The organism is Pseudomonas sp. GW821-FHT01A09 (assembly GCF_058986725.1).
Genome location: NZ_JBYSWB010000045.1, coordinates 1 through 24,223, shown reverse-complemented (window position 1 = coordinate 24,223; position 24,223 = coordinate 1). Strand labels below are relative to the sequence as shown.

Genomic DNA, 24,223 nt, shown 5'->3' with positions numbered 1-24,223 from the left:
TAAAAGCCAATGCCCCGACAAGTCGGGGCATTGGCTTTATTCGCTGCGAACTGAGTTTTCACACGGTCTGATCCATGCCGGCTATCCCTGCGCAAGCGTACCTCCACGCGGCCTGCTGAAAGGGGGCGGCGACCCCAAGGCCGACTCGAAAGCAGAACTTCGAGATTTTCGGGGTGGCTTGCGTTGTAGTTTCACATCTGTGTGGCTTCAGGATGCTGCGGTGTTGGGTTTGCGGGGGGCGCGCTTTTTTGCCGGGTACGTGCTGGCGCCGGCCTTCGTCTTGGCCTTGCGCTTGCCCTTCCAGGGCGGTTTGACGCCTGTTGGGGCCGCAGTGATGGTCATGCGCATGCCCATGCAGCGTTCCACGTGCTTGCTCATCCAGGCCGACTGGCGGGTGACGAATTCTTCAAGGCTCATTTCGCCGCTTTGCACCATGTCCAGCGCCTGCTCCCAGATCGCTGTGGTGCCTGGGTCGGCGATGGCCCGGGGCACGGCGTCGATCAGGCTGAAAGCCGCCGGTGTCGCCGCCAGCGCTTTGCCGTTCTTGGTCAGGTAGCCGCGGTCGATGAGGCCTTGGATGATGCCCGCGCGGGTCGCTTCGGTGCCGATGCCGGTAGTGTCCTTGAGCTTTTGCTTCAGGCGTGGATCGTCCACCAGCTTGGCGACGTTTTTCATCGCCTTGATCAGGTCGCCTTCGGTGAAGGGTTTGGGCGGCTGTGTCCATAGGTCCTTGGGGATCACCTTGGCGACGGCGCAGGTTTCGCCAGCGGCCAGCGCCGGCAAGGTCTGTACCACGGCGGGTTCACGGCCCTTGGCGGCAGCGGCCACGGCTTCGGGCAGGGCGCGGCGCCAACCGGGTTCGACGATCACCTTGCCCACGGCCTTGAGCGGTTGCCCCGCGCAGTTGAAGTCGACTTGGGTGCGGTCGAATTCGTGGTTGGGCAGGAACTGCGCCAGGTATCGTGCGCGTACCAGGGTGTAGACCGCCCGGTGCTTGCTCGGCAGACGGGCGAGGTCGATGTTGGCGGCGGTGGGGATGATGCCGTGGTGGGCACTGACCTTGGCGTCGTTCCAGGCCCGCGAGCGGCGGTCGGTATCGACGTGGTCGAGCAATTCGCTCAGGCCCGGATCGGCGCGGCCCAGTTGGGCGACGATGGCCGGCGCCTCACTGTGCTGGCTGAGGGGCAGGTAGCCGCAGTCGCTGCGTGGGTAGGTGATGACCTTGTAGGTTTCATACAGGGCCTGAGCGACGTCGAGGGTCTCCTGGGCGCCGAGGCCGAGTTTTTTCGAGCAGACCTCCTGCAGGGTGCCAAGGTCGAAGGGCAGCGGCGCAGCTTCGCGGATGCGCTCGGTGCGTTGCTTGAGCACCCGTGCCTCGCCAGCCTGGCTCATGGCCTGGGCGGCGGCGCGGGCGCTGTCCTGATTCAGGCAGCGGCCTTGATCGTCGCAGTGGTCCGGCGGCCCTTGCCATTGCGCGGTGAAGACGCTCGCGCCGCTGCGCAGTTGCACATCGATGGCCCAGTAGGCCACGGGTACGAAGTCGGCGATGCTGCGATCGCGATCGACCACCAGCCGCAGGGTCGGCGTCTGCACTCGGCCGACGGGCAGCACGCCTTGATAGCCGGACTGACGGCCCAGGAGGGTGAACAGCCGACTCATGTTCATGCCGATCAGCCAGTCGGCCCGCGAGCGGCCCAGTGCCGAGTGGTAGAGGTTGAAGGTTTCGGCGCCGGGCTTGAGGGCGCCCAGGGCCTTGCGGATCGAGGCATCGTCCAAGGCGGACAGCCATAGGCGTTGGATCGGTCCACGGTAGCGACAATGCTCCACCAGCTCGCGGGCGATCATTTCGCCCTCACGGTCGGCATCGGTGGCGATCACCAGTTCGCGGGCTTCGCCGAGCAGGCGCTTGACCGCCTTGTACTGGCTGGCGGTGGTTTTTTTGACCTGCATCTTCCATTGCACCGGCACGATCGGCAGGTCGCTCAGCACCCAACGCTTGTAGCGCTCGTCATAGGCGTCCGGCGGCGCGGTCTCGAGCAAATGGCCGATACACCAGGTCACCGTCACCGCACTGCCCAGCCAGCAGCCGTCGCCACGGCGGGTGGCACCGAGCACCTTGGCAATGTCCTTGGCTTGTGAGGGCTTTTCGCAGAGGAACAGACGCATGGGCAATCGCTAGTCAGCAGAGCGGAGTGCACAGGATGAGTAAAAACGGCGGATTGGGCAAGTTTTATCTGTATGGGTATACAGTGTTTTATGATCGCCCATGATGGATCAAACCTGCAGCGCAAACCGCTCGCGATATTCCATCGGGGTCACGCCCATCCCTCGCACGAAGGCGCGTCTCAATGTCTCCTCACTGCCGAATCCACACAGGCTGGCTACGCGTTTGACTGGCAGGCCGGTCTCGGTCAGCAGTCGCCGTGCCGCTTCAAGGCGCAGTGTTTCGACGGCGCGGGCCGGGGTCTGGCCGGTGGCGCTGCGGTAATGGCGCACGAAACTGCGCTCGCTCATGCCGGCCCGGGCCGCCAAGGTGGTCACCGACAAATCGTGGGTCAGGTGTTCGGCAATCCAGCTGTGCAGTTCGCCGAAGCGGCTGTCGTCATGCTGCAAGGCCAGGGTGTTGCTGAACTGCGCTTGCCCGCCCGGGCGCTTGAGGAACACCACCAGGTGCCGGGCCACTTGCAGCGCAACGCCGCGCCCCAGATCCGCCTCCACCAGCGCCAGGGCCAGGTCGATGCCTGCGGTCACCCCGGCGGAGGTCCACACCGGGCCGTCCTGGATGAAGATCGGATCGGGCTCTACCTTCAGCGCCGGATAGCTGCGCGCCAATTGCTCGCAGCGGGTCCAGTGGGTAGCTACTCGGCGCCCGTCCAGCACGCCGCTGGCGGCCAGCAGAAAGGCGCCGGTGCATACCGAGGTCATGCGTCGGCAGTGCAGCGCGCGCTCGCGCACCCAGGCCACCAGGTCCACGGCGCAGGCCGCCTCGTAGACCCCCCAGCCACCGGCGATGATCAGCGTGTCGCAAGGTGCATCGCCGGCAGGCAAGGGCGCCGCCACCAACGCCAGGCCGCTTGAAGTCATGACCGGTTGCGCTTGCGCCGCGATCACCTGGACCTTGTACGGCAAGGCTTGCCCTTGCTGACGCGCGAGCTCGTTGGCCGAGGCGAATACCTGCAGTGGTCCGGTCACGTCCAGCACCTGGGCGTTGGCAAAGGCAAGCACATCGACAATGCGCGGGCGCTGGGACATTTGGCGTGATCCGAGGGTAGGTTGGCGGATGCGCCACAGCCTACGTCGCTAAAGTGGGCCTCGTCCACCGTCATCCCCAGGAGCGTTGCCATGACCATCCATATCGGCTTCTTGCTGTTCCCCGCCATCCAGCAGCTCGACCTCACCGGGCCGTACGACGTGCTGGCGTCCTTGCCGGACGTGACCGTGCATCTGATCTGGAAGGATCTGGCGCCGCTGCGCTCCAGCTCCGGCTTGCTGTTGACGCCCGACACCTTGATGAGCGATTGCCCACCGCTGGATGTGCTGTGCGTACCGGGCGGTGCTGGCGTCGGGCCGTTGATGGAAGATGCGCAGACCTTGGCCTTTTTGCGCGCTCAGGCCGCCAACGCGCGCTATGTGACCTCGGTGTGCACCGGCTCTCTGGTACTCGGCGCTGCCGGCCTGCTCAAGGGCCGGCGCGCCACCACCCACTGGGCCAGCCATGAATTGCTCGCGCCGCTGGGTGCCATCCCGGTGCAAGAGCGGGTGGTGCGCGACGGTAACCTGATTACCGGGGGCGGTGTCACCGCTGGCATCGATTTCGGCCTGGTGATGGCCGCAGAACTGGTGGGCGAGCAGGCTGCGCAAGTCTTGCAGCTGATGCTGGAGTACGCGCCGGCGCCGCCCTTCAACAGCGGCAGCCCGGACACCGCGCCGGCCGATGTGCTGGCGGTGGCGCGCAGCAGGATCGCCGCATCGCTCAAGACCCGCCATGAAGTGGTCGAGCGCGTGCTTGCCAGAGGCGATCTGGCATAGAATCCGTTCTTTTTCGGCAAGGATTTCCAGCATGCGGGTTCTGACACAGGCAACGGCGATGGCACTGGCGCTGGCCACTCTGGGTGGTTGTGCGCTGCACTCGATGTCTTCGGTGCGCGAGCGCGGCGTGGTCGCCAGCTTCACCGGCAAGCGCCCGGCGGCGGATGTCGCACAGTGCATCTCGGTGTCGTGGCAGAACCCGGCACTGGTTGGTGCCGAGCTGGCGGCGTACACCCAGCCGGGGCCCAAGGGCGGGCTGACGGTCTATACCCGCGACAACGAGTATCTGGCCGATGTCAGCCCGGCGGGCGCCGGTGCTCAGGTGGACTTTTTCGCCTATTCCGATACCCCCGCCAAACAACAGATGATCGCCGCTCTGGCGACCTGCCTGTAAGCCTTATAGCGGTTATTGCCGAAGTTTGATTATTCGGCAATAACAGTCAGGTTATATGCATATCGTCAATCGAAGTATCAGTTCAGATGTACTTCGCCGCTGCTCTATGGTTATGCAAAACGGTGATTAGCCAACCCCGGTTTTATGTCTTTATGATCGCTCCCACAACAAACCCCGAGACAGGAGTTGCACCGTGGCGATACAGATCAATCCCGTGGCTGGTAAAATTGGCGCCGCCCTGAGTGGTGTGAAGTTGGATGAGAAGTTATCCGAAGATGACTTCAAGACCATTCAGCAGGCACTGTTGAAGTTCAAGGTGTTGTTCTTTCGCGACCAGCATCTCGACGACGCCCAACATGAAGCCTTCTCCCGTCGCTTCGGTGATCAGGTGCCCCATCCGACGGTGCGCTCAGCCGAGAAGAGCACCGCCATTCTGCACCTGGACGCCAAGGAAACCCGCGCCAACTCCTGGCATACCGACGTCACGTTTGTGGCCAACTATCCGAAGATTTCGATCCTGCGCGGTGTGGTGATCCCGCCTTACGGTGGCGATACCGTCTGGGCCAACACTGCCGCCGCTTACGCCGACTTGCCAACTCCGTTGAAAGTGCTCGCCGACAGTCTGCGTGCGGTGCACAGCAATATTTATGATTACGCCGTGCCCCGTGACACCCAGGAAGATGGCGCCAAGCGTTACCGTAGCGAGTTTGCCGCTGAAGTATACGAAACCGAACATCCACTGGTTCGCGTTCATCCGGAAACCGGTGAAAGAAGTTTGATCCTCGGGCACTTCGTCAAACATATTCAAGGGGTCAGTTCCCACGATTCCAAACAACTGGTGCGGTTGTTCCATGAGCGTATTACCCATCTCGACAACACTGTGCGCTGGCGTTGGCAGGAGGGCGATGTGGTGATCTGGGACAACCGCGCCACGCAACATATCGCCATCAACGATTACGGCAACGCGCAGCGCATCGTGCGCCGCACCACCATCGACGGTGATGTGCCGGTGGGCGTCGACGGACGCTCCAGCCAGGCCCTCAAGCCGTCGCCAGACACCCGTTCGCCAAAAACCGAAGCCGACAAAAAGCACCTGGCTGCGTAACGCCACACTCCCGATCGCTGGATGGAGCCTTATAGATGTCAGTGCGCAAGTCTTCCTTGAACCTGGGCAATAAACGAAACACACCAGCGCTGCTGGGCCTGGCCATCGCTCTGCTAGCCGGCCACGCCGAAGCCGAGGTGCTGCGCATCGGCGTGGCCTCGGCGGGCGGTGGTGAACCGGTGACCTTCAGTGGCTCGTCCGTGAGCATCCTGCGCAATCAGCAACTGCTGGAAAAAGCCTTCGCCGGCACCGATACCGAAGTGCAGTGGTTCTTCTTCAAAGGCGCAGGGCCGGCGGTCAACGAGGCACTGTCCAACAAGCAACTGGATTTCGCCTACGAGGGTGACATGCCGCAGGTGGTGGCCCGTGCCAATGGCCTGGACACCAAACTGCTGGCGGCGGCCGGGGTGCGCTCCAGGGTGTACCTGGCGGTGCCCAAGGGTTCGCCGATCAAGACCATCGAGGACCTCAAGGACAAGAAGGTCGGGTTGTTCCGCGGCACCAACCTGCAACTGGTCGCCGACAACCTGCTGGCCGCCCATGGTCTCAAGGAGCGTGATCTGAAGATCATCAACCTCGATTCCGGCAGCAACCTGGCGGCCCTCGCGGCCAAAGGCGTGGACGCCGGATTCGGTGGCCGCGAGCTGTTCAAGCTCAGGGACGAGGGCCTGGTCGATATCATCTACGACAACGCCGAGAACGATCCGCGTTATACCCGGCAGACGGCGCTGCTGGTGCGCGGCGACTACGAGAAGACCCACAAGGAACAGGTGCAGAAGGTCGTCGACACCCTGGTGGACGCGGCGCAGTGGGTCTCCAACGAAGGCAACCGTGATGCGGTCATCACCGAGTGGGCCAAGACCCAGGAGCCTGTCGCTTCGATCAAGGCCGACTTCCAGGGCCTGGCCTTGCGCGACAGTGCCTCGCCACTGGTGGATGATTTCGTCCGCGGTCGTTATGCCCTGGTGGCGCAGCAGTCCCTGGACGAAAAGCTGATCCGCAGGCCGGTGAGCATCGATGGCTGGTTCGACACCAGCTACCTGGACAACGCCTTGAAGAAAAAGGGCCTGGAGAAATTCTGGACCGCCTACGCGGCTGACGGCAAACAACCCGCCGCCAATCTGGCCGCAGCGAGTGTCGACACCAGGAAAGGGGAATAACGCCATGGCCAGCAGTGCTCAATCAGCGACCGCCGGGCGTTTGCCGGCGCCGCCTCGGGAACGTGCCGCGCAGGTGCAGACTCTGCCCGTACCGCCACGCGGCGCAACGGCGAAGGCGCTGGATGTCGCTGCGGCCAAACCTGGTATCAGTAACGCTCGCGCAGGTCGGCCGTTCTGGCATGCGCGGCCGATCTACTTCTCGCTGCCGTGGTTGCTGCCCCTGACCCTGCTCGGCCTGTGGGCCTTGGGCGCCGATCGCGGCTGGTTGTCGGCGCAAGTGCTGCCGCCACCGGCCTATGTCTGGCAGACGCTCACCGACCTGGCCACCAGTGGCGATCTGTGGGTCAACACCAGCGCCAGCCTGCAGCGGGTGCTGATCGGCTTCGCCGTCGGTGCCAGCCTCGGGACCTTGATCGGGGTGGGCATGGGCCTGTCCCGTACCGTCGAGGCCTATCTGCTGCCCACGTTCAACGCTTTGGTGCAGATTCCTATTCTGGGCTGGTTGCCCTTTGCCTTGCTGATCTTCGGGATCGGTGAGCCGCTCAAATATGCACTCATCGCCCACGCGGCGCTGGTGCCGGTCACCCTGTGCACCTTGCAGGCGTTCCGTCAGGCGCCGCCGGGGCTGCTGGAAGTCGGCCAGGTCTATGGCTTCAGCCGCCGCCAGAGCATCACTCAAGTGGTGTTGCCGGCCGCGCTGCCGACGCTGTTCACCGGCTTGCGTCTGGGCTTCACCAAGGCCTGGTTGTCGCTGGTGGTGGTCGAACTGGTGGCTTCCAGTGAAGGCCTGGGTTATCTGATCGTCTACGGCCGCCAACTGTTCCAGCTGGATCTGGTGATGGCCGCCGTGGTGATCGTCGGAGTGATCGGCTGGATCATCGACCGCAGTTTCGATCTGCTGCAACGGCGTTTGCACAACGGCGCCGCACCGATCCCGGGGCGTCTGGCATGAGCGCGGTGCGCACGCGGGATTATCGCGGCCTGGTCCTGCCAGTGGTGGCCGTGCTGGTCTGGTGGCTGGCGGTACAGCAGGGCTGGAGTCAGTCGGGTCTGTTGGTCGGGCCGGGCACCGTGCTGGATACGGCCTGGGATCAACTGAGTTCGCTGCCGTTCTGGCGCGGGTTGGGGGCGAGTCTGGCGCGGGATGTCAGCGGCTTCGCCATCGGCACCACCCTGGGCTTGATCCTTGGTTGCGTGCTGGGCCTGTCGCCATTGTTCGAGCGGATCGTGGGCCCCAGCTTCAATACCTTCAAGCAAGTCTCGCTGTTCGCCTGGATTCCGCTGATCTCGGTGTGGTTCGGCCTGGGCGATGTTTCCAAAGTGGTGTTCCTGTCGCTGGCGGCGCTGGTGCCGGTGGTGGTCAACACCTGCGATGGCCTGCGCAATGTCCCGCCGGGCCTGCTGGAAGTGGCGCGGGTGTATGGCTTCAACCGCTGGCAGACCATCTTCGCCGTGCTGCTGCCCGCCGCCTTGCCATCGATCTTCACCGGTATCTACCTGGCGTTGGTGTACGCCTGGCTCGCCACCATCGGCGCCGAATACCTGCTCGTGTCGGGGGAGGGTGTGGGCAACCTGCTGATCGATGGCAGCGAGCACTTTCGCATGGACCTGGTGTTGTTCGGCATGGTCGTCATCGGCGTGGTGGGCTGGACCCTCAACGCTCTGGCCCGGGCCCTTGAACGACGCCTGCAACGGCGCTACGGCAGCGCCGACTGATACTTTCGAATCGAGGTTTTGCCATGCCCGCCAACGGCTTGTCCCTGCAACACATCAGCAAGCAGTTCAACGCCCAGCGCGGCAATGCCGCCTTGCAGGTGCTGGACGATATCGACCTGGACATCGCGCCCGGCGAATTCATCAGCATCGTCGGCGCCAGCGGTTGCGGTAAGTCGACTCTGCTGCGCCTGATTCTCGGCCTGGACGGCGATTATCAGGGGCGCATCCTGCTCGATGGCGCGGCCATCAGCGGCACCGGCCTGGAGCGCGGTATCGTGTTCCAGGATCACCGCTTGTTCCCCTGGCTGACCGTCGAACAGAACGTCGCGGTGGGCCTGAAAAACGCGCCGCTGTCGGCCCGGCACAAGCGCGACAGCGTGCGTGAGCACATCGCTCTGGTGGGACTCGAAAGTTTCGCGCAAGCCTATCCGCGGCAGTTGTCGGGGGGCATGGCGCAGAGGGTGGCGATCGCCCGTGGCCTGGTCAATCGCCCGCGGGTGCTGTTGCTCGACGAACCCTTCGGCGCCCTCGACGCCCTGACCCGCAACCGCCTGCAGAACGAACTGCAGCGCATCTGGGCCCAGGAGCGCATCACCATGGTGCTGGTCACCCACGATGTCGACGAAGCGGTGTTCCTCGGTGATCGGGTGGTGGTCATGCAGCCCCATCCCGGGCGCATCCGCCGTGTGCTCGACATCGATCTGCCGCGCCCGCGGCAACGCAGCGACAGCGCCTTCATTGCGCTGCGCGATGATCTGTTGAGTGATTTTGCCGAGGATCATGACGGGGCGTGATGCAGCGCTCGCCGGGATCGCTCCGTGGGTGTCATGTGTATGGGGTTTGCGGGGGGAATCTGTGCCTGTCAGGCGCTGGCGGCTTCAGGTTATCCTGCGCCTTCGCCTGCCACATAGTCCTCACATAGCGGAGCTCGACCATGGATCCTGTCGTCACCCTAGCGGATATAGAACTGGCCGCGCAGCGCCTTGAAGGCCATGCCGTGCGCACGCCACTGCTGGAATCAGTGGTACTCAACGAGCGCTGCGATGGCCGCGTGCTGATCAAGCCGGAGGTACTCCAGCTCACCGGCTCGTTCAAGTTTCGCGGGGCGTTCAACAAACTTTCCAGCCTGACATCGGAACAACGCCAGCGCGGCGTGTTGGCGTTCTCGTCCGGCAATCACGCCCAGGGGGTCGCCTACGCGGCGCGCTTGCTGAACCTCCAGGCGACCATCCTGATGCCCGCCGATGCCCCACAGATCAAGATTCAGCGCACCCGCGAGTACGGTGCACGGGTGGTGCTGTTCGATCGCTACAGCGAGGACCGCGAAGCCATCGCCGCGCAATTGGCCAACGAGTCAGGGGCGGTCACGGTCAAGCCGTTCGACGATCCGTTGATCATGGCCGGGCAGGGCACCGTCGGCCTGGAGATCGCTCAGCAGGCCGGTCAGCAGCGCATCGATGTGGTGCTCTCGCCCTGCGGCGGCGGGGGCCTGATCGCCGGCCTGGGGACTGCACTCAAAGCCCTCCAGCCCGATATCGAGGTCTATGCGGTCGAACCTCGTGACTTCGATGACACCGCTCGTTCGCTGGCCCAGGGCGAGCGCGTCGGCAATCCGAGCGAGGCGCGCTCGATCTGCGATGCGTTGCTGAGCCCCATGCCCGGTGAATTGACCTTCAGCGTCAACCGCCACCAGCTCGCGGGCGGGCTGGGGGTCAGCGACGACGAAGCCCGCCAGGCGATGGCGTTCGCCTTCGAGCACCTCAAACTGGTGGTCGAGCCGGGCGGGGCGGTGGCCTTGGCCGCGCTGTTGTCCGGCAAGCTCGCGTTGCACGGGCGCACTGCCGCGGTGGTGCTCTCGGGTGGCAATGTCGACCCCCACCGTTTTGTGCAGATCCTGCAAGCGCAGTGACGCGTCCCTCTGTGTTTCGGCCCACGGGTATTCGATGAGCGATCCTGACAATTGGCACGCAGCACCCTCGGGCGACAGCTGCCTGGTGCTGGAATTCGCCAGCGTGCTGAGCCTTCACGCCAATCGCCGGGCCGCGTCGGCGGCGGCGATCCTCAACCACGCGCGTGACCTCGGCGGCCTGATCGGCGTGAGCGACATCGTGCCTGGCATGGTCACTGTGGGCGTGCACTATCGGCCTGAGCGCATCCTGATGCCGGCAGGTGCTGTAACGCCTTATGCCGCGCTGCTCAAGCAGATCGAACGGCTGCTGAGCGAGCAAGCCAGTGCCCCTGTTATCGAGCCGCGGCGGATCGAAATCCCGGTGTGCTACGGCGGCGAATACGGGCCCGATCTGCACGACACCGCGCGCGCCTGCGGACTGTCCGCCCAGCGCCTGATCGAAGTGCACAGCCGCGACTGGCTGGATGTGTTGATGGTCGGCTTCACCCCGGGGCATCCCTACATCGGCATCCTCGATCCGGCGCTCAATCCGCCTCGGCGCACGGTGCCGCGCACCCTGGTGCCCCGCGGCAGCATCGGCCTCGCCAATCGCCAGACCAACGTCTATCCGGTCGACTCCCCGGGCGGCTGGCACCTGATCGGCCGTACCCCGGTGGCGATGTTCAATGCCGACAATCAGCCGCCCTGCCTGTTGCAAAGCGGTGATCAGGTGCGTTTCGTCGCTATCGATAGCGCCACCTTCGAAGCAATGACGGTCGAGGCACAGGCATGAGCATTCTGGTGATCCGCCCGGGGTTGTGCAGCACGGTTCAGGATGGCGGGCGGGTCGGCTATCAACACCTGGGTGTGCCAGTGAACGGGCCAATGGACGCCTTGGCCCATAGCCTGGCGAACCTGCTGGTGGGCAACGCACCGCAGTCCAGCGCCCTGGAAATCACCCTGCAAGGGCCGAGCTTGCGCTTCGACAGTGCTTGCCTGCTGGCGATCGCCGGAGCCGACCTGGGCGCGCGGCTCGATGGTGTGCCGTTGCCACCGGGGCAGGCGGTGCGGGTCGGGGCGGGCACACTGCTGGACTTCGGCAGGCGCGTTCACGGCGCCCGCGCCTATCTGGCCGTGCATGGCGGTTTTCAGGTGCCGCCTGTGCTGGGCAGTCGCAGCACCTTTCGCCGCGGTGCGCTGGGCGGGGTGCATGGGCGCGAGCTTCGGGCGGGTGATCGTCTGGCGCTGGCGTCGAGTTTCAGCAATGCGTCACGGGTGCAGATTCCGCCTGCACTGCAGCTCGATCCTTTACGTGCCGCCGAACGGCCGATTCGCATCCTGCCGGGGCGTGAATGGTCGGCGTTCAGCGACGAGGCGCAGCGTACCCTGGTCACCAGCGTCTATCGCATCGGCAACGATTCGGAGCGCATGGGCTATCGCCTGGCCGGGGCGGCGCTGCAATTACGCACGGCGCTGGAACTGCTGTCCGAAGCGGTGCCCTTCGGCACCGTGCAGGTGCCCCCCAGTGGTCAGCCGATCGTGCTGATGGCCGACCGGCAGACCACTGGCGGTTACCCGAAGATCGCCCACGTCGCCAGCGTCGACCTGCCGTTGCTGGCCCAGCGCTTGCCAGGGGAGAGTGTGCAGTTCGCCTTAATCGACCTTGAGGAGGCTCAGGCTCTGGCGGTACAACGAGCACGCCTGCTGGAGGCCATGCGCGGTTGACCGCCGAGGCATGGGGCGAGCAAGCGCCTCGTCAGGTCGACGCCGATTTCAGTTCCAGGCAGCCACATCCGCTACCACCGTGGCGAAACGATCATGCAGCGCCGCCAGCGTGCTGCGGTGCAACTGCTCGGCACTCAGGACAGCGCCGCCCAGTGGGTCGGGCAGGTCGCGGGTGGCGCAGGCGTCGGCCACCAGGGTCACCCTATAACCATGATCCAGCGCCGCGCGCACTGTGGTGCTGACACACATGTGGGTCTGGAAGCCGGCGACGATCAACTCCTTGCGCCCCAGGGCGGTCAGTTCAGAGGCCAGTTCGGTGTCGGTGAAGGCGCTGGGGAAGGTCTTGCTGACGATGATCTCGTCCGCCAACGGCGTCAGCCCGTCGATGATGGCGCCCGACGGGCCGTGGGGATCGAACGGGCCGCCGACGCTGCCGCGGTGCACGACGTGGATGACCGGGGTACCCTCGGCCCGTGCGCGCGCCAGCAATTCAGCGCAGTGCTCTATCGCCGTGGGCATGCCGACGAGCGCCAGGGTGCCGTCTACGTACTCGCGCTGGTGATCGATCAATATCAGCACTGCGGCGTTCCAGGCCGCAGGGGCGCGGCTGGCGCCAGCGAGATCGAGCAGGGTAAAGGGCGTGGTCATGGTTGAATCCTTCAAGAGTGGGTGAGCTAGGCGCCCATCCTGCGTCAGGCTAAGCTGCACGCCCATTCCCTGAAAAGGCACAGTCGCTGTGCAAAAAAGCACAATGTCCTGGGACGATCTGCTGACCCTTTCGACCCTCATGCGCAGCGGCAGCTATTCGGCCTGCGCCCGCGAGCTCGACCTCACCCACGCCACCGTCATCCGCCGTATCCGCCGGCTGGAGCAAGCGCTGGGCAAACCGGTAGTCACCCGTGAGGACAACGCCTTTCGCTTGACCAGCCACGGCCATGGCGCACTGGCCGCAGCGCTGCAGATGGAGCAGGCCGCCGATCGTCTGCTGCGTGAGACCGAAGCCAGCAGCCAGGGCGTCGCCGGCGAGGTGCGGATCGCCGCCACCGCCGCCCTGGGCAGCCACTACCTGACGCCGCGTCTGGCAACGCTGTATGAAGCCCATCCGAGCATAGAAGTGTGCCTGCAACTGGGTGATCGCATCACCAGCCTGGCCAAGCGCCGAGCGCATATCGGCGTGCGTCTGGCGCGGCCTCAGGAGGCCGATATGGTCGCCCTCAAGGTCGGCGTCGTGCGCTTCGGCCTGTATGCCGCCGCCAGTGGCTCAACCCGCGGCGATACGCCGCTCTGCGGGCTGACGGAACACAGCAACCTGGCGCTGCCGGAAGTGCAGTGGCCCAAGACGTTGGGGCGCCGCTTCGCCTTTACGGCCAACGACCTGCTGGCCGTGCGCGAGTCGGTGCGGGCAGGGCTGGGGGTGGCGCTGCTGCCTCATTACCTGACAGATCCCGGCCTGGTGCTACTCGAGCACATCCCTCAGGTGGAACGGGAAATCTGGCTGGCCTATCCGGTGGAATATCGCGATACCGAGCGCTTTCGGCCGGTGATTGCCTGGCTGGCCCAGGTGCTGGGCGAGTGCCCGTGAACGGGTGTCGATAACGGCGCAAAACATAAATTCGCCAGGTGAATACATAAGGATTATTCATGTGTCCATCAGGCACCGCCAAGGGCAAATCCTGGGAGCCACGAACATCCAGTCATAGAACCAGAACCCTGCGGCCTATAGCGGCGATCTTGCACAGCACCTTGATCGACGGCACGCTGCGGCCGGTTTCGATCTGCGCGAGCATGGCGCGGCTGACGCCGCTGGTTCTGGCCAGGCCATCGAGGGACAACAAGCGTTTGCTGCGCAAGCGCTGGAGGTTGTTGGCGACCCGCTGGCCGATCGGGTCGGCTGCGCTTTCTGTGCTGCTGGGGTCGAGTTCAGGTTCGGCTTTGTGGCGAGGGGCGCTGGTGTCGATGAAGCCGCTAGGTACGGTCACGATCAGGCGAGCCTTGACGCTTCGACAGTGTTGAGGGACTGAGGCAGGGCATGGGTGCAGAGGCCGGCGCGTTGTTCGTAGAGCGCCCACAGGGCCCGACCCATTTGCTGAGCGTTTCTGCGCTTGCGATGCAGTGCCAGGTCAACGATGTTGGTCGCGCGGGTCATGGTGTCGCTTCGAGTCGGTATTCATGCCCGAAGAGTACCCGTGCGGGGGTTGGCAGCATAAATACTGAGTTTGCATTTGGTTATTACCGATTGCTCAGCTCGCTGGGGATCTGGCGATCGTTCGCAGGGGTTTTAAGCATGTGAATCTTGCATGTCAGCAATTCGCGGTTATCAAAGTTTCAATAGCCGCAATGGCACGACCGCTATATCTGGAAACGCATAAGCAAATATCCAAATATTCCTTTAAGAGATATCCAATACCGCTGATTATCGCGGCCTTGAGCGGTCGCCGACAAAGAGGCGTGCATCGGCGCCGCTCCTTTTATTCCATTGAGCAGGAGCTAATCGATGGGCAATGTCCCGACCGCTGCCAGCGCGACGCGTACGCTTTGGCGCGAGCCAGCCAATGCCGAACTGTTGGCGCTGGGCAATGTATTTCGCGAGCCGCTGTGGACCTTGCGCCTGCAGCGCGCCCCAGGGCCGATCCTCAGCAAGCGCGAGGGCATATTGCTCGGGGTGTTCGCTCTGGTGCTGCATGGCGCGGTGATCTATTGGCTGAACGGCACGCCGACACCGACCTTGCCGGTGGTGCCGCCAGAAGTGCCAGCCATGACCATCGAGTTTTTCCAGCCCGCGCCGCCAGCCCCGCCCGTGGTCGAGCCGCCACCCCCGGCACCGGCACCACCAGTGGCCGAGACGCCGCCACCGCCTGTGGTGGACGAGATGGCCGCCAAGCCAGAGCCCAAGCCCAAGCCGAAACCGAAACCGAAACCGGTAGTCAAGCCAGTCCCTAAACCCGTCGCCAAACCGGTCGAAAAACCACTGCCCAAGCCTGCCGAGCCAGTGCCTGCGCCGGCACCCGTAGCTGCCCCGGCGCCGCCCGCACCGCCTGCACCCGCCCCGGTGACGCCACCGTCGGCCACTGCGGGCTACTTGAAGAACCCGGCGCCGCAATACCCGGACCTCGCCATGCGCCGCGGCTGGGAAGGTACGGTCTTGCTGCGTGTGCAAGTGCTGGCCAGCGGTCAGCCTGGGGACATCCAGATCCAGAAGAGCAGCGGCCGTACCCAGCTCGATGAAGCGGCGCTGGCGGCGGTCAAGCGCTGGAGCTTCGTGCCGGCCAAGCAGGGCAACGTGCCCCAGGCCGGTTGGGTCAGCGTGCCGATCGACTTCAAGCTCAGATAGCAATTTTCGGAGGCAAGCCTCCTCGCTACAGATTGCGGGCCACCACTACAAAAGGAGCGCCGCCAACCAACGAATCCATGACTTCGCAAAGGACTTACTGCCATGAACCTGATCGCTTCGCCTTTCGCCTCCATCGAATCCGCCGTCATCTGGCTATTGATTCTGTTCTCCGTCGCCACCTGGGGCCTGTTCCTGCTCAAGGGTTCGCAGTTCACCCGCCTCAAGGCCCAGGATCGCAAGTTCCACAAACAGTTCTGGGCGGCATCGAGCCTCGACTCCGCCGCAGTACTGGCCCACGAGCAACCGGGCGCCGCGGCGCGGGTGGCTTTGGCCGGCTACAACGCCATTCAGGTACCGGAAGGCGCGGCAGCAGATCTGAGCCAGGCCATCAATCATCAGGATCGTCTCGAGCGTGCCCTGCGTCAGCAGATCGTCCGTGAGCGTCGCTCACTGGAAACCGGCCTGGCGATTCTCGCCAGTATCGGCAGCACCTCGCCCTTCATCGGCCTGTTCGGCACCGTGTGGGGCATCATGTCGGCACTCAAGGGCATCAGCGCGGCCGGCTCGGCGAGCCTTGAAACCGTGGCTGGCCCGATCGGTGCAGCCCTGGTGGCCACTGGGGTCGGTATCGCCGTCGCCGTTCCGGCGGTGCTGGTCTACAACTACTTCTTGCGCCGCCTGAAGCTGACCGCCGCCGACCTCGATGACTTCGCCCACGACTTCTATAGCCTGGCGCAGAAAAGCTCGTTCCGCTTGATCAGCCTGCCGACCGGCCCAAAAGCCGGTGCCAGCCGCCCTGTGAAGGAGGCTGTCTGAGATGGCCTTTTCGACCCAGGACAGTGATGAAGTACTGAGCGAAATCAACGTCACCCCGCTGGTGGACGTGATGCTGGTGCTGCTGGTGGTGTTCATCGTCACCGCGCCCTTGTTGACCAACGCCATCCCCATCAACCTGCCCAAGACCGATGCCGTGGCGCCGGTCGAGCAGAAGGACCCAGTGGTGGTGAGCATCGACGACAAGGGCCAGGTGTTCATCGCCAAGGAACAGATCGACCTCGACCAATTGCAGTTCCGCCTGCAGGGCGCCAAGGCCAAGGATCCGGACGTACGCATCCAGCTGCAAGCGGACAATGGCGTCAACTACGGTGTGGTCGCCAAGGCCATGGCCGTGATCGAGAAGGCCGGGATCACCAAGCTGGCAGTGATCACTGCCAAGTGAAGAGCGTTACCAAGCTGTTCAGCGACCCCGATTCGGCGTGAGCAGGGCCGGCCCCTTCGCGGGCAAGCCCTGCTCCTACACAGTCGTACAGCTGTGGGAGCAGGGCTTGCCCGCGAAGAGGCCCTCCAGCTCACCCCATAACCCGGGCGTTATCGAGCCTTTTCCTCACTCCACACGTCATACAGATTCGACGGCGCATCCAGCTGCACCTCGAAATTCAGCCCGTGCAAGGTGCTGCGCGCCGCCAGCTGATAATTCGGGGCGAACAACGGGATGACGTAGGCCTTGTCCACCGCCAGCTGCTGAATCCGATCCAGAATCGGCTGGCGTTTGCCGAGGTCGGTGGTGGCCCGCGCCTGGTCGATCAGCCCGGTGATTTGCGCGTCCGGAACCTTGATGCCGCGATACAGGAAGCCGCTGGCACCCAGCACGTCGCGCAACGACAGCGCCGCATCGGACGGGTTGAGGGTGTTGGGGTACACGTGCCAGGTGCCATCGGCGATGGACTTGACCCATTCGCCGGAACTGATGATGCGCAGGTCCAGTTGCAGGTTGAGGTTCTTCTTCACAGCCGCCTGGATCTGCTGGATCAGCAGGTCGCGGTTGTCACGCACATACGGCTGCGGGTAGCCCACTTCGATGCGCAGGCGCTGGCCGTCGCGCGTGCGGTAGCCGTCGGCGTCGCGGCCGGTCCAGCCGGCGTCGTCGAGCAGTTTGTTGGCGCCTGCCACGTCATTGCCCCACGAGCCTTTCAGGGCCTTGTTGTAGGCGGTGTTGTCCGGGCCGATGTTCGACCAGGCGCGCGGCACGGTGCCCAGGTAGATGTTCTTGACGATCGCCTCCAGATCGAAGCCGTCGCGCAGCGCCCGGCGCACGCGCACGTCATCGGTGGGCGCGGCAGTGTAGTTGAGGTTGAGGGTGAACGACGTCTCGGCCGATGGCCCGGTGAGGAACTGGAAGCCCTGAGCGTTTTCGAACAGCGCACGGTCGGTGGGCTGCACGCCTTCGATCAGATCCACCTGACCGGAGCTCAGGGCCCCGGCGCGTACCGCGTATTCGGGCAGGAAGCGATAGGTGACCGAATTCAGGTAGGCCGGGCCCTGGTGCGCGGCATAGGCCGGGCCCCAGTGGTAATTGGGGTTCTTGACGAAGCGCGCCGACTGGCCGCGGGTGTACTGGTCGAACACGAACGGGCCGGTGCCCACCAGGTTCGGGCCGCCTTGGCACAGGTCGCCGCCCTTGGTCAGGGTCCTGGGCGAGAGGAAGCCGAGCTTGACGCTCGACAGCGACTCGAGGAACGCCGAGTCGGGCTTGCTCAGGACGATCTTGACTTCATGGGCCGAGACCACCTCGGTGTGGTCGTAGTACTCCAGAAAGGCCGCAGCGTTAGCGGTGTGGGCGGGGTCCTTGGTCCAGTCGAGGTTGGCCTTGACCGCCTCGCCATCGAACGGCGTGCCGTCGCTGAAGGTCACGTCGTCACGCAGTTTGAAGCTGTAGCTCAGGCCGTCGTCGGAGATGCTCCAGCTTTTTGCCAGCCAGGGCGCGAAAGTGCCGTCGGCCTGCTTGCCGACCAGCGAATCGATATAGTTGCGGATCACCAAAAAAGCATTTTGCTGCGACGAGTTGTGCGGGTCGAAGCACACAGGTTCGGTGGTCACGCCGAAGGTGATGTCGCCGCCATCACGGGGTTTGACGCTGCTGTTTTCGGTTTTCGCGACAGCTTTGGGCGGTGCTGCGGTGTTGTCGCAACTGGCCAGCAAGGGGCTGATGGCAACGGCCAGGCAAAGCAGGGGAAGTGGTGCTCTCATGATGTCCTTAAGCGTAAGCAGGTGAAGCGGCCACGGTCGGCTGGGCCGACAACAGACGTTGGGTGTAGGGATGTTGGGGCGTATCGAAAACCTGCTGCACCGCGCCTTGTTCGACCACCTGGCCCTGATGGAACACCAGCACGCGGTCGCTGACATGGCGGATCACTTCCAGGTCGTGGGAAATGAACAGCAGGGCGATGCCGCGCTCGGCTTGCAGCTCGCTGATCAGGTCCAGCACCTGGGCCTGCACGTACAGGTCCAGCGCCGACACCGGTTCATCGCAGATGATCAGCGCCGGTTCCGCCGCCAGCGCACGGGCGATGGCGATGCGTTGGCGCTGGCCGCCGGACAGCGAGCGCGGATGGCGATCGAGGTAGGCGCCGTTGAGGCCGACCTGGGTGAGCAGGGTGGTCACCCGTTCGCGCTGGCGATCCTGGGCCTGGAGGTTCTCGGCGATGATCTGCAGCACGCTGTAGCGCGGGTCGAAGGAACTCAGTGGGTCCTGCGGGATGTACTGCATCTGCCGCCGCCAGGGCCGGCGTTGCACTTCGGGCACCTGGCTCCAGGGCTGGCCGAGCAGATGCACGCCGCCGCTGTCGGGTTCGAGCAAACCGAGGACGATGTTGGCGCAGGTGGTCTTGCCCGAACCGGACTCGCCGACGATGCCCAGCACTTCGCCCTTGTGCACGCTGAACGAGGCGCTGTGCAAGGCGGTGAAACTCTCTTTGCGTCGCCCCAAGCCGCCGCGCCGATAGTGCTTGCTGATGTTGTCGACGTGCAGCACCACCTGTTGCCGGTCGATGTGCCGACTCGGCAAGGCGCTGCGCTCGATGCGCAGCGGCTGGGTTTCATCGACGGCAGGTAGTACTCGTGCCGAGCTCAGGCGCGTGCCCCGGGAGTGTTCGCTCGGCGTCGCCGCCAGCAGCTGCCGGGTGTAGTCGTGGCGCGGGCGGGTCAGTACTTGTGCGACCGGTCCGGAATCGACCACCACGCCAGACTGCATCACGTAAACGCGATCGGCAATCTGCGCCACCAGTGCCAGGTCATGGCTGATGATCAACAGCCCGGCGCCCCGGGCCACGCGATCGGCCAGTACTGCGATCACTTGCTGTTGCACCGTCACGTCGAGGGCCGTGGTCGGTTCATCTGCGATGATCAGGCTGGGCTCGCCCGCAATGGCGGCGCCGATCAGCGCGCGTTGGCGCAGGCCACCTGATAACTGGTGGGCGTATTGGTCGGCGCGCTCCCGGGCTTCGGGAATGCCGACCTGCTCGAATACCTCGACCACCCGTTGTTCTACCTCGCGACTGCTTTTGAGCAAGTCGTGCACGGTGAGTACTTCGCCCGCTTCCTGGCCGATGGTGCGCAAAGGGTCCAGCGACACCAGCGCATCCTGCATCACCAGCCCGGCCCAGCGGCCACGAATCTGGCGCCAGTCCTGCTCGGTGAAGGTCAGGGCATCGCGACCGGCGATCTGCAAGGTCCGGGCCTTGACCACTGCGCCGTCGCCGGCAAGGCCCAGCAGGCTGCGCGCCGTCAGGCTCTTGCCTGAGCCGGATTCGCCTACCAGGGCCACGCACTCGCCGGGCTGGATGCTCAAGCTCAAGTTGCGTACCAGCGACGTATCGCCGTGCAGCGCCGGGAAGCTGATGCTCAGGTTGTCGATTTCGACCAAGGCCTGGGTCATGGTGCCAGCCTCCCTTCAAAGCGGCGCTGCAGGTAGCTGCCGACCACGGTAAAAGAGATCACGGTCAGGGTGATGGCGACGCCGGGGAATACGCTTGGCCACCAGGCTACGCGCAACACGTCACGGCCTTCGGCGAGCATCACGCCCCATTCCGGAGTAGGGGGTTGCGGGCCGAGGCCGAGAAAGCTGAGGCCGGAGACGGCGATGATCGAGCTGCCAATATCGATGGTCGCGACGATAGGAATGGCCACCAGCACGTTAGGCAGCAGGTGGCGCAGGAATACCTTGCCCCGCGACTGGCCGTAGAGTACGGCGTGACGCACGTAGTCGGCATTGCGTACCAGCTGGGTCTGGCTGCGGATCAGGCGCCCGAACTTGGGAATTCCGGCGATGCCGATGGCCACCGCGACGTTCATCAGACCGGGGCCGATCAGGGCGATGACCAGCAGCGCCAACAGCACGTTGGGGAAGGCCGAGAGCATGTCGAACAGGCGCGAGGCGACTTCGTCCAGCCAGCGGTTCTTCATGCCGGCGAGCAGCCCCAGCAAGGTGCCGACCACCAGGCTCAGGAGCATGCCGGCGATGCCGATCAGCAGGGAATAGCGCGTGCCGTACACGACCCGGGCGAACACGTCGCGGCCCAGCCGATCGGTGCCGAACCAGTGCGCCAGGCTCGGGGCCTGCAGGCCGATGGTCACGTCCCCCGACAACGGGTCGTAGGCGGTCAGCCAGAACGGCACCACCAGGGCAATGGCCAGCGCCAGCAGAAACGCCGAGCTCAGCACGACGCCTAGGGGGAGCCTGCGGCGAGTGGCCGTTGCGGCGGTCGTGGCGCTGATTTCATCCGGCGCGAGGGTGGAGACGGTCTGGTTCATTGGCTTCTGAGCCTCGGATCGATGAGCAGATAGAGCACATCCAGCAGCGTCGAGATCGCTACGTAGATAAAGGCCGCCACCAGCACGACGGCCAGCACTACAGGCACATCCTGACTGGTGATGGCGTTGAGGGTGACGGTGCCGAGGCCGGGTCGGCCGAAGACTTTTTCAGTGATCACTGCACCGCCGAGCAGGCCGCCCACCAGCCAGCCGCCCAAGGTCACGATGGGCAGCAGGGCGTGGCGCAGCACATGGCTGAAGCGCAGGCGGGTTTCACTCAGGCCGCGAGCGCGCAGCGTGGTCACGAAGGGCTGTTCGAGGGCTTTTTCCATGGCCTCGCGCAGCACTTGCGCGAGGATCCCGGCGGTGGGCAGCGCCAGGGTCACCGCTGGCAATACCAGCGATTGCCAGCCGTTGGCACCCGACACCGGGAACCAGCGCCAGTGGAAGGAGAACAGCATCAACAGCAGGATGCCGATCCAGAACACCGGCATGGAGGTCATGACCAGCTCCAGCGACGAGGCGATCTTGCGACCCAGGGCACTGCGTCCGGCCGTCAGCAACGCCACCGTGATCGCCAGAATCGCCGCCAGTGCGCCCGCCGTCAGCGCCAATTGCACCGTCGGCCACAGTTGCGAGCCAAGAATGGCCCCCACCGATTGGCGCATCACATAGGAGGTACCGAGGTCGCCATGCACCAGGCGGCCGAGGAAGTCGAGGTATTGTTCAGGGAGGGATTTGTCCAGGCCCCATTCGGCGGCGATGGCTTCGCGCAGGCCCGGGTATTCGTTATCGCCGGCGAGGATGTCAGCGATGTTGCCCGGCAGCGAGTGCAGGGCGGTGAAGGCCGCCGTTACGCTGAGCCACAGCACCAGGACGCTGCTGAACAGCCGGGTGATTACGCTTTGCCACATAGATCTTCCTTTCAGTCATCACCTCAGGGCGTGAGTGAAGGCGATCCTATAGTTGATGCTCGGCAGGCGTCCAAGGCCGTTTGAGCATAAAAATATAATGAAAAAAATGCATGTAAGCTAAAACATAAAATTCCAGGTATTTATGGAATAAGCTTATGTCCATACGGTTTTCCACCCTGCGCGAGCATCTGGGGCTGGCGGATTGATTAGTGCATCAGACTTGGATCGATGAGCAGCCGGTAACTTAAGACAAGCGCTGCCAGATCACCGGAACGCTACGCAATAACCGGCGTTTCCCTGTAGCGAGGGGGCTTGCCCCCGATTGGCCGGACCTGCCTCGCGCGTAGTGCCAGCAATAGCCTCCCGGGAGCAAGGCCCCTCAACACAGGGCGTACATCCGTGCTGATAGGTGGCTAGTTAGCACCAAGCACCCGCGCATACACCGTTTGATCGACATTCCCGCCCGACAAGATCACCGCGACCTGCTTCCCCGCCTGCCGATCCCGCTCCTGCATCAACGCTGCCAGCGCCGCCGCGCCGGCGCCTTCCGCCAGGTTATGGGTGTCGGTGTAATACACCCGCATGGCCTGGGCGACTTCCTCCTCGCTCACGGCCACGATGCGCGCCGCCCCCGCGCTGTAGATCGCCAACGCTTCGGGGATCGGCTTGCGCACGGCCATGCCGTCGGCGAAGGTGTCGGCGGTCGCGGTTTCCTGCAACCGGCCTGACTCGAACGACAGCTTGGCCGCTGCCGCTTCGCTGGACACCACTCCCACCACCTCGGTCTTCAGCCCCAACGCATCACGGGCGGCAATCATCGCACACACCCCTGAACCACAACCGATAGGCACGTAAACGGTATCCAGAGCGGGCACCGCGTTGAACAGCTCCAGCCCATAGGTAGCCACGCCTCGCACCAGTTCGCGATGGTAGGGCGGTACCAGGTACAGATCCTGTGCCGTTGCCAGCCGCGCCGCCTCTTCGCGTGCGTCATCGAAGTCTCGCCCGCACTCCACCAGCTCGGCACCGAAGCCGCGCATGGCGTTGTTCTTCTCCACCGAGTTGCCCTGGGGCACCACGATCAGTGCCCGCAGGCCCAGGGCTTTTGCCGCCAGTGCCAGGCTCTGGCCGTGGTTGCCGCGGGTGGAACTGACCACGCCGCGCACTTGCGGATGCGTGCGCTGCAGCCAATGCAGGAAGGTAATGCCGCCGCGTACCTTGAAAGCCCCGGTCGGCGTATGGTTCTCGTGCTTGACCCAGACCGTGCAGCCCAGTCGCTCGGCCAATAATGGCCAGGCATATTGCGCGGTGGCGGGCATCACCTGATAGACCTGGCGGGCGGCGTCTTCGATATTGGTGCGGGTCAGTCCGTGCATGGCAGTTCTCTCTAGGATTTTGCCCACTCTAGAGCGACTGGCTGTATGGGGTTTTCAAAAAACTGACCTGATTTTTTACGCCGGCCGCGAGTAAGATGCCGAGCATGACTGCCATCCCTTTACTGCCCTTTTACCCACAGGTGCGCCGCGCCGAAGCAGGGCCGTGGGCAATCGAATTGCTGCCTGGCGCGCCCTACGAAGCCCGCTACGTGGCAACCGAGGCGGCCATCGGCTTTGCCTTCGACAGCCAGCGCGGCGTGCATGCCATCGCCAGCGACCGGGTGTGTCCCTTCCACGCCATCCCCAACGGCCTGGCCCTGGTGCCCGCGGGGTGCGATGTGTTTTCCGCTTCGCAACAGGGTGGCGAATACCTGCGGGTAATCCGCATCGACGGCGCGCTGTGGCTCGGTGAGCAGGCGTTCAACGATGTGATCGACCCACCAGCGATTGCCCTGGCGCAACGCATGCGCGCGGCCTTGCTGCGTGGCTCGCCCGAGGATGACTGGGAGGCCTGGGCGCTGGCACTGTCGGAGCGCGCTGGGGGCGTGCGGCAGCCAATGGCGCCTCGCGGATCGATGACGCGCCAGCGCTTGCAACGGCTTGACGAATTCATCGATGCGCAACTGCAGGGCGCGCTGACCGTGCAGGCCATGGCCGCACTGCTGGGGTTGTCCGAAGGTTTTTTCATGCGTGCCTTCAAGGCCGCCGTGGGGAAGAGCCCGCACAGCTATGTGATCGACCGCCGGGTGGCCCGTGCCCGAGTGTTGTTGCGGGATTCGAGGCAGGGTTTGACGGATATAGCGCTGGCGTGCGGGTTCGCTTCGCAGGCGCATATGGCGACGGTGTTCAGGCAGCGGCTCGGGGTAAGTCCTAGTGGGTTGCGAAGAGCGTAAAGCCGTTGGGGCCTTTAGATAGGCGTGTGGTCCTTTGCTGCGGGCCTGTGCGGCGCGCCCTGCCCATTGGCCCTTCGCCTAGGCTCAGGGTACCCGCGTTCCG

The 24,223-nt window shown here is 64.4% G+C and carries 23 protein-coding genes and 1 pseudogene; 15 read left to right on the top strand and 9 right to left on the bottom strand.

The window, feature by feature from the left end; all coding sequences use genetic code 11:
- Nucleotides 1-207 precede the first annotated feature (207 nt).
- On the bottom strand, nt 208-2,166 hold the full coding sequence (locus AC3WJP_RS27845) for a DNA topoisomerase III (protein WP_493724330.1): 1,959 nt from the start codon (nt 2,164-2,166) through the stop codon (nt 208-210).
- 108 nt (nt 2,167-2,274) lie between these two features.
- Complete coding sequence (locus AC3WJP_RS27840; protein WP_493724331.1) at nt 2,275-3,252, bottom strand: GlxA family transcriptional regulator; 978 nt, start codon at nt 3,250-3,252, stop codon at nt 2,275-2,277.
- 90 nt (nt 3,253-3,342) lie between these two features.
- Between AC3WJP_RS27840 and AC3WJP_RS27835 the strand changes: the two genes are divergently transcribed.
- The 10 genes from AC3WJP_RS27835 (at nt 3,343) to AC3WJP_RS27790 (ending at nt 12,017) form a co-directional block, all read left to right on the top strand.
- A complete protein-coding gene (locus AC3WJP_RS27835; protein ID WP_493724332.1) occupies nt 3,343-4,029 on the top strand; it encodes a DJ-1/PfpI family protein in 687 nt (228 codons plus the stop codon).
- Between the two features lie 31 nt (nt 4,030-4,060).
- A complete protein-coding gene (locus tag AC3WJP_RS27830; RefSeq protein WP_493724333.1) occupies nt 4,061-4,423 on the top strand; it encodes a hypothetical protein in 363 nt (120 codons plus the stop codon).
- 193 nt (nt 4,424-4,616) lie between these two features.
- Nucleotides 4,617-5,528: a TauD/TfdA dioxygenase family protein gene (locus AC3WJP_RS27825; protein WP_493724334.1), complete on the top strand. Its 912-nt coding sequence runs from the start codon at nt 4,617-4,619 to the stop codon at nt 5,526-5,528.
- A 35-nt stretch (nt 5,529-5,563) separates the two neighbouring features.
- Nucleotides 5,564-6,688 carry an ABC transporter substrate-binding protein gene (locus AC3WJP_RS27820; RefSeq protein ID WP_493724335.1) on the top strand — a complete coding sequence of 375 codons (1,125 nt, stop codon included), beginning with the start codon at nt 5,564-5,566 and terminating at the stop codon, nt 6,686-6,688.
- Nucleotides 6,689-6,692: 4 nt separating this feature from the next.
- Nucleotides 6,693-7,640: an ABC transporter permease gene (locus AC3WJP_RS27815; protein WP_493724336.1), complete on the top strand. Its 948-nt coding sequence runs from the start codon at nt 6,693-6,695 to the stop codon at nt 7,638-7,640.
- Nucleotides 7,637-8,404, top strand: coding sequence for an ABC transporter permease (locus AC3WJP_RS27810; RefSeq protein WP_493724337.1), 768 nt, complete (start codon nt 7,637-7,639; stop codon nt 8,402-8,404). Before AC3WJP_RS27815 ends, AC3WJP_RS27810 begins: the two co-directional genes overlap by 4 nt.
- A 23-nt stretch (nt 8,405-8,427) precedes the next feature.
- Nucleotides 8,428-9,198, top strand: coding sequence for an ABC transporter ATP-binding protein (locus AC3WJP_RS27805; protein ID WP_493724338.1), 771 nt, complete (start codon nt 8,428-8,430; stop codon nt 9,196-9,198).
- A gap of 140 nt (nt 9,199-9,338) precedes the next feature.
- Nucleotides 9,339-10,313 (top strand): threonine ammonia-lyase, encoded by a 975-nt coding sequence (locus AC3WJP_RS27800; RefSeq protein ID WP_493724339.1) that lies wholly within the window; start codon nt 9,339-9,341, stop codon nt 10,311-10,313.
- A 34-nt stretch (nt 10,314-10,347) separates the two neighbouring features.
- Entirely contained in the window at nt 10,348-11,085 is a 738-nt protein-coding gene (gene pxpB / locus AC3WJP_RS27795) for a 5-oxoprolinase subunit PxpB (protein ID WP_493724340.1), read from the top strand.
- On the top strand, nt 11,082-12,017 hold the full coding sequence (locus tag AC3WJP_RS27790; protein ID WP_493724341.1) for a 5-oxoprolinase subunit C family protein: 936 nt from the start codon (nt 11,082-11,084) through the stop codon (nt 12,015-12,017). Before pxpB ends, AC3WJP_RS27790 begins: the two co-directional genes overlap by 4 nt.
- Before the next feature lie 48 nt (nt 12,018-12,065).
- On the opposite strand, the gene AC3WJP_RS27785 is transcribed toward AC3WJP_RS27790, so the two are convergent.
- Nucleotides 12,066-12,665, bottom strand: a complete 600-nt coding sequence (locus AC3WJP_RS27785; RefSeq protein ID WP_493724342.1) for a cysteine hydrolase family protein — start codon at nt 12,663-12,665, stop codon at nt 12,066-12,068.
- Between the two features lie 103 nt (nt 12,666-12,768).
- Between AC3WJP_RS27785 and AC3WJP_RS27780 the strand changes: the two genes are divergently transcribed.
- A complete protein-coding gene (locus AC3WJP_RS27780; protein WP_493724343.1) occupies nt 12,769-13,599 on the top strand; it encodes a LysR family transcriptional regulator in 831 nt (276 codons plus the stop codon).
- 142 nt (nt 13,600-13,741) lie between these two features.
- Here the strand turns inward: AC3WJP_RS27780 and AC3WJP_RS27775 are convergent.
- Nucleotides 13,742-13,975: pseudogene (locus tag AC3WJP_RS27775) on the bottom strand (helix-turn-helix transcriptional regulator); the annotation flags it as partial.
- Between the two features lie 536 nt (nt 13,976-14,511).
- Here AC3WJP_RS27775 and AC3WJP_RS27770 point away from each other — a divergent pair.
- The 3 genes from AC3WJP_RS27770 to AC3WJP_RS27760 all read left to right on the top strand — a co-directional run bounded on the left by AC3WJP_RS27770 (nt 14,512) and on the right by AC3WJP_RS27760 (nt 16,567).
- Nucleotides 14,512-15,348 carry an energy transducer TonB gene (locus AC3WJP_RS27770; RefSeq protein WP_493724344.1) on the top strand — a complete coding sequence of 279 codons (837 nt, stop codon included), beginning with the start codon at nt 14,512-14,514 and terminating at the stop codon, nt 15,346-15,348.
- A 102-nt stretch (nt 15,349-15,450) separates the two neighbouring features.
- Nucleotides 15,451-16,164, top strand: coding sequence for a MotA/TolQ/ExbB proton channel family protein (locus AC3WJP_RS27765; protein WP_493724345.1), 714 nt, complete (start codon nt 15,451-15,453; stop codon nt 16,162-16,164).
- Nucleotide 16,165: 1 nt separating this feature from the next.
- Nucleotides 16,166-16,567 carry an ExbD/TolR family protein gene (locus AC3WJP_RS27760; RefSeq protein ID WP_311969912.1) on the top strand — a complete coding sequence of 134 codons (402 nt, stop codon included), beginning with the start codon at nt 16,166-16,168 and terminating at the stop codon, nt 16,565-16,567.
- A 149-nt stretch (nt 16,568-16,716) separates the two neighbouring features.
- Here AC3WJP_RS27760 and AC3WJP_RS27755 read toward each other — a convergent pair whose 3' ends face one another.
- The 5 genes from AC3WJP_RS27755 to AC3WJP_RS27735 all read right to left on the bottom strand — a co-directional run bounded on the left by AC3WJP_RS27755 (nt 16,717) and on the right by AC3WJP_RS27735 (nt 23,227).
- Nucleotides 16,717-18,375 carry an ABC transporter substrate-binding protein gene (locus tag AC3WJP_RS27755; protein WP_493724346.1) on the bottom strand — a complete coding sequence of 553 codons (1,659 nt, stop codon included), beginning with the start codon at nt 18,373-18,375 and terminating at the stop codon, nt 16,717-16,719.
- Between the two features lie 7 nt (nt 18,376-18,382).
- A complete protein-coding gene (locus AC3WJP_RS27750; RefSeq protein ID WP_493724347.1) occupies nt 18,383-20,062 on the bottom strand; it encodes a dipeptide ABC transporter ATP-binding protein in 1,680 nt (559 codons plus the stop codon).
- Complete coding sequence (locus AC3WJP_RS27745; RefSeq protein WP_493724348.1) at nt 20,059-20,937, bottom strand: ABC transporter permease; 879 nt, start codon at nt 20,935-20,937, stop codon at nt 20,059-20,061. The genes AC3WJP_RS27750 and AC3WJP_RS27745 overlap by 4 nt, the downstream gene beginning before the upstream one ends.
- Nucleotides 20,934-21,851: an ABC transporter permease gene (locus AC3WJP_RS27740; RefSeq protein WP_493724349.1), complete on the bottom strand. Its 918-nt coding sequence runs from the start codon at nt 21,849-21,851 to the stop codon at nt 20,934-20,936. Before AC3WJP_RS27740 ends, AC3WJP_RS27745 begins: the two co-directional genes overlap by 4 nt.
- 413 nt (nt 21,852-22,264) lie before the next feature.
- On the bottom strand, nt 22,265-23,227 hold the full coding sequence (locus tag AC3WJP_RS27735) for a threonine dehydratase (protein WP_493724350.1): 963 nt from the start codon (nt 23,225-23,227) through the stop codon (nt 22,265-22,267).
- A 104-nt stretch (nt 23,228-23,331) separates the two neighbouring features.
- Between AC3WJP_RS27735 and AC3WJP_RS27730 the strand changes: the two genes are divergently transcribed.
- Nucleotides 23,332-24,120, top strand: coding sequence for a helix-turn-helix domain-containing protein (locus tag AC3WJP_RS27730; RefSeq protein WP_493724351.1), 789 nt, complete (start codon nt 23,332-23,334; stop codon nt 24,118-24,120).
- The last annotated feature ends 103 nt before the right edge of the window (nt 24,121-24,223 follow it).